Raw genomic sequence first — 5,526 nt, forward strand, 5'->3', positions numbered from 1 at the left:
TCATCCCGACGCTGACCTTTCAGGTACATCGCGGGGCTTCCCGTCTAAAAGCTAAAGCTGTTCAGCCTTGATCGGGAGTGTATTAAGAGCGACGACTGACGGATAATGGGCGGGGATAGGGAACCCCAAATCCGTCTAAAAATACTCAAATTGAAGATTCTGCAAAGCTACGAAAATCAACAATTCATCGGGAGAGAAATTGCTGCCTCCGATTGTATCTCAGATTGCGCGATCGCCCCACTGGTTGTTTCCGATGCAGTTGCAAGGGATAATCGGTTGCAGAGTCCGTATTGTCTGGGAAAGCGTTGGGAAAATCTGCATGGTTTGTCGTATTCAGGTTCAAGAACTCATCACGATCGTGCAGGGAACGCCTGTCAATGTACCTAACTCGCTGCTAGAGCATGAGTTGGTGGGTGTCACCACGGACAGTCGCTCGATTGCGCCGAGTTCTCTATTTATCGCGTTACGGGGCGATCGCTTCGATGGACACCAGTTTATAGCGTCCGCAGTGGCACAGGGAGCCGCGTTAGCCATTGTGGATCACCCGCCCGAAGATGCTCCTAATTGCCCCCTGATCCAAGTAACCGATACCCTGGCGGCCTATCAGGCGATCGCCCACTGGTGGCGGCAGCGCTTCCAGATTCCGGTGATTGCCGTCACCGGATCGGTGGGCAAAACCACCACTAAAGAACTGATTGCGGCAGTGCTAGGCCAGTACGGCACGGTTCTGAAAACCCAGGCCAACTACAACAATGAGATTGGCGTACCCAAGACGCTGTTAGATCTAACCGCTGACCACGACTATGCGGTCATTGAAATGGCAATGCGGGCGGCGGGAGAAATTGCTCTGCTGGCTCAGATTGCCCAGCCCGATATCGGCGTGATTACAAACGTGGGAACGGCTCATATTGGACGGCTTGGATCCGAGCAAGCGATCGCCGAAGCCAAATGCGAACTGCTCACGGAAATGTCGAAGACCGGAATCGCCATTCTGAATCACGACAATGTCCGTCTAATGGATACGGCGGCCACTCGTTGGACAGGAAAAACGCTGTCCTATGGTCTAGAGGGGGGAGACTACACCGGAACGTTGCGCGATACCAGCACGCTCGAAGTTCAGGGTGTGACGCTGCCATTGCCCTTACCCGGACGGCATAATGCGCTGAACTATCTAGCGGCGATCGCCGTTGCGGATGTCCTCAATCTAGACTGGAAAGCTTTATCCCAAGGGCTATCGGTCGATTTACCCCAAGGACGGGCCCGCCGCATCGTGCTGCCCGACGACATTGTGATCCTAGACGAAACCTACAATGCCGGACTGGAATCCATGACGGCAGCCCTACAGCTTCTCGCTGATACGCCCGGAATGCGCCGGATTGCTGTGCTGGGTACGATGAAGGAACTGGGCGATCGCTCCGAGGAATTCCATCGACAGGTAGGGGAAACCGTGAAACAGCTTGGTCTAGATGTGCTGCTGGTACTTGCCGATCCCCCAGAGGCCGCCGCTCTCGTGGCTGGAGCATCCCCGCTGGCCGCGGAATCGTTTGAGGATTATGACACGCTAACGAATCGGCTCCAGGGGTTACTCAAAGCGGGCGATCGCGTTCTGTTCAAAGCGTCCCGTGCGGTGGGGTTAGAAACGGTGATTGAGCCGTTGTGTCAGACGTTTTTACAGGGAACGACCGCATCCTCCGCTGACCGTTGACCCTTCGCCAGGGGCAGGGCCTTTATCGCCTATCCTTCGACACTTCCAGCCAGGACTACGGGTTTTTCAAGTCGCGTTTGCAATTCTGCGATGAGACTATTGCCACTGCGATGGGCTTCCCATTTTCCAGAATGACGATAGTCGATTTTCCATTCCCCCGTCATAAACGACTCGTCTTCCGAAATGGTGCCTGCGTATTCAATGACGTAGGGGGAGGAAATCACATAGCGTTTTGTGAAGTGAATGCTCCGCCCGGTGACGCTGCCTGTGATCAGGGCTTCCCCTAAATAGCCATCGTCCAGAATATTCCCCGTTAGCGAGTTGCCGCTTTGGACGAGGGTGGCCTCAAAGCGGGTGGGTAAGCCCGCTTGCCAGTAAGTTCCGAGCCATGCACCGTTGATGTCTGCCATGAAACGTTACCCTCAGATCTAGATGTGCATTTGTGTAGACACCAGTGTAGAGAAGGCGTCTGAAATTTTCAAAACCCCTGGGACGGATGACGGTCACCCGTTCGCGGAGTCGGATGGACAGTACGCGGCTGGAATGAACCGACTTTTGCAAGTTTGATGCTGCTGCGATCGCTAAAACCGGGATATTCAGGCATAGGCGTGACAAACTTTGGATGCCGCGATGTTAGTTCTACACGGCAGCGGTGAATACTGAGGACAGGAGGCTGCTCCAATAGTCCCGATTGGGTGAGTCTGCCAGTCTGCAAACACGCCTATGCAACTGTGTGGAGCCATGAATCACTACGACTCGCTACAACTCATGATGGTTAGCGGTAAGGGAGGCGTCGGTAAAACGACCTTCTCTTGCAGTTTTGCCCGCCGATGGGCACAACAGTTTCCATCGGAGACTATTTTGCTGATTTCCACAGATCCAGCCCACTCCCTGGGCGATGTCTTGCGGATGGAGGTTGACGATACTCCCCATGCGGTGGCGGATTGTCCCAATCTTCAGGTTCGTGCCCTTGATGCCGATGCCCTGCTCAACGTCTTCAAAGCGGATTACGGTCATGCACTGGAACTGTTGGTGGAACGGGGTAGCTTTGTGGAAGGTTCCGATCTCGCGCCTGTGTGGGATTTGGATTGGCCGGGACTCGATGAATTGATGGGCATTCTGGAAATTCAACGCATTTTGCGCGAACAGGTTGCCGATCGGGTGGTGGTAGATATGGCTCCGAGCGGCCATACGCTCAATCTATTTAGGCTGATGGACTTCTTGGATGAGTTCTTGCAAGCCCTCGATCTGTTTCAGGAAAAGCATCGCGTTGTTAGTCAGCGATTTACGGGAACCTATACGCCCGATGAGGCCGATCGGTTTTTGGACACCATGAAACAGGATTTGGCAGATGGACGGCAGCTTTTGCAAGATACAGTCCGCACCACCTGTTTAACGGTGGCGATCGCCGAACCCATGAGCTGGCTTGAAACTTGCCGCTTTTTGGACTCTCTCAAACAGCTTCAGATTCCCGTGGGGGGATTAGTTGTCAACCATCTCTTAGAAAAGTCTGCACCAGAGGGCGATCGCCAGTTGGAACAGCAGGAAATGCTCACTAAGTTTTTTGCGATCGCCGAACAACTTCCCGTTTGGGCGATTCCAGAACAAGATCAGGAGCCTGTGGGAGCGGAAGCTCTGGATCGGCTGATGGCGAGTATCGTTCCGGCTCAGCAGATGACCACACCCCCACCCAGCGAACCGCTTTCACCGGCTGAACATCCGCTCAAAATTCCGCCCGGATTTGATGACTTCATTGAAATCGAGCGGCGCTTGATCCTCGTTGGCGGCAAGGGCGGAGTCGGCAAAACAACCGTTTCAGCCGCGATCGCCTGGGGCATGGCAGCGCGTCATCCCGATCGCAATGTGTTGGTGATTTCCATTGATCCAGCCCACTCTCTAGGCGATGCCTTTGGCTATCCGTTGGGGCATGAACTGACGGCCATCCGCGAGAATTTGATGGCTCAAGAAGTGGATGCCGAACATGTCCTAGACCAGTTTCGCGAAGACTACCTGTGGGAACTGGCGGAGATGATGAGCGGGGATGCCGCCAGCGATGACAGTATGCAATTGGCCTATGGCCCTCAGGCATGGCGACAAATTGCCTCCCAAGCCCTTCCGGGTATTGATGAAATGCTGTCGCTGATGACCGTGACTGAACGCCTTGAAGCTCAAGAGCAAGATTTAATCATTGTCGATACTGCTCCGACCGGACATCTCCTCCGATTCCTAGAAATGCCGACGGCTTTGGGAGACTGGCTCGCCTGGATCTTTAAGCTGTGGCTGAAATATCAAGACGTGGTGGGACGCACCGAATTCATGGGGCGATTGCGTACCCTACGGCAACGAGTGATGCAGGCTCAGAAGAAGCTCAAAGATCCGCAGCACACTGAGTTTATTGGTGTGCTCCAAGGGCAATCGGCGATCGCCGCTGAAACCGTGCGTCTGGCTCAGGCGATGGAAGATCTCGGCATTACCCAGCGATACGTGGTTCACAACCGCTACCGACCCGGGTATGAGTTACCGGAAGGACTCTTGACCGGACAAACCATTGTGAAAATGGCTGATCTACCACGGGCGATCGCACCGATGGAGCAAATCCAAATTGCGGCTGACCTACTGTTCTAGCTGTTTTAACGCAGTCATTCAGCGTTCAGCTAAGCGAGGGACTGCGCCATTCGATGATGAGCCCTCTCGACCAGGATTTCCCACACGATTCGACACCTTAGAGCCATTACGGTTTCCCTGCGCCGAGTTTCCGAATATCTCAGTGTTAAATCGATAGCCGACATTTCGAACCGTTTGGATTAAATTCGGTTGCCGTGGATCAACTTCTATCTTCTTTCGTAACGATAGGACGTGCGTATCCACCGTCCGATGGTTATCAATTTCATCGGGCCAGGCGCGCCGAAGCAACTCGGTACGGCTGAGGGGTTGCCCCCCCGCTTGAGCCAGCACATAGAGCAAGCTAAATTCTTGGGGCGTAAGTTCAATGAAACTCTCTTTTAACCGAACTCGCCGATGAACTAGGTCAATTTGTAAATCTCCGTAATCCAGAGCTGCCGGAGCATTCATCAAGCGACTGCGGCGTGCCAAGGCATCGACCCGCGCCAAAAACTCCTGCATCCCAAAAGGCTTCGTGAGATAGTCATCTGCCCCTGCTTTTAAACCCGCGACAATATCCGATTCATTAGTCTTAGCCGAAAGCATCAGGATAAACGGACTCTGCTGACTTTGGAGCCAGCGACAAAACTCCAACCCATCTCCGTCAGGAAGCTCCGAATCAATAACGACTAGGCTCGGCTGATGGTGCTGTACCGCTTCCCTGGCCTGATGGAGATCGGCAGATTGGTAAACGCAGTAGCCTGCCTGCTGCAAATGCCAACCTAGAAGCGATCGCAGATGGGGGTTTCCCTCAATGATTTGAATGCAGACCGATCCCACAACTTGCAATGATTAATGGCTAAATGTGTGACTTTAAGCGTATCAAAGGGCTTGTCAAGGTTTTGTAACTAAGGCTACGTGAACCAGGAAACGATTAGAACACCGCATGCCTTGGGACGGGCGGGGATTAGATAGGCAAGGTGGCCCTTTAAGACTCAAACGCTGGTGGGAGTGACTCAATCACAACCGATACTGGATGGAACCCTCTCCAATCCACAAATCCAGTGCTACACTAATTTTTCAATGGAGGGGGTGCTTGCGATAAAAGCTGCTTAGATTTTTTAATCTATAGTGGCGTTGTTGCATGAAAGAGGGGTTGCGGGCAGGAGAGGCATGGTAAATTTCAGTTATCACATATAAAACCTGCCATGAAACCTCAA

5 protein-coding genes are annotated in these 5,526 nt (G+C 53.2%); 2 read left to right on the forward strand and 3 right to left on the reverse strand.

Translation table 11 applies throughout. The features are described 5' to 3' along the window. Positions 1-319 precede the first annotated feature (319 nt). Complete coding sequence (locus IGR76_18180; protein ID MBF2080385.1) at positions 320-1,705, forward strand: UDP-N-acetylmuramoyl-tripeptide--D-alanyl-D-alanine ligase; 1,386 nt, start codon at positions 320-322, stop codon at positions 1,703-1,705. 29 nt (positions 1,706-1,734) lie between these two features. Here IGR76_18180 and IGR76_18185 read toward each other — a convergent pair whose 3' ends face one another. After that, positions 1,735-2,115, reverse strand: a complete 381-nt coding sequence (locus tag IGR76_18185) for a hypothetical protein (protein ID MBF2080386.1) — start codon at positions 2,113-2,115, stop codon at positions 1,735-1,737. 68 nt (positions 2,116-2,183) lie between these two features. Then, positions 2,184-2,420, reverse strand: coding sequence for a hypothetical protein (locus IGR76_18190; GenBank protein ID MBF2080387.1), 237 nt, complete (start codon positions 2,418-2,420; stop codon positions 2,184-2,186). 56 nt (positions 2,421-2,476) lie between these two features. On the opposite strand from IGR76_18190, the gene IGR76_18195 reads away from it, so the two are divergent. Then, entirely contained in the window at positions 2,477-4,330 is a 1,854-nt protein-coding gene (locus IGR76_18195) for an ArsA family ATPase (GenBank protein MBF2080388.1), read from the forward strand. 18 nt (positions 4,331-4,348) lie between these two features. Here the strand turns inward: IGR76_18195 and IGR76_18200 are convergent, their stop codons facing one another. Further along, entirely contained in the window at positions 4,349-5,146 is a 798-nt protein-coding gene (locus IGR76_18200) for a response regulator transcription factor (protein ID MBF2080389.1), read from the reverse strand. Positions 5,147-5,526 lie beyond the last annotated feature (380 nt).

Source organism: Synechococcales cyanobacterium T60_A2020_003 (assembly GCA_015272205.1).
In the GTDB taxonomy this organism is placed as follows: Bacteria; Cyanobacteriota; Cyanobacteriia; order RECH01; family RECH01; genus JACYMB01.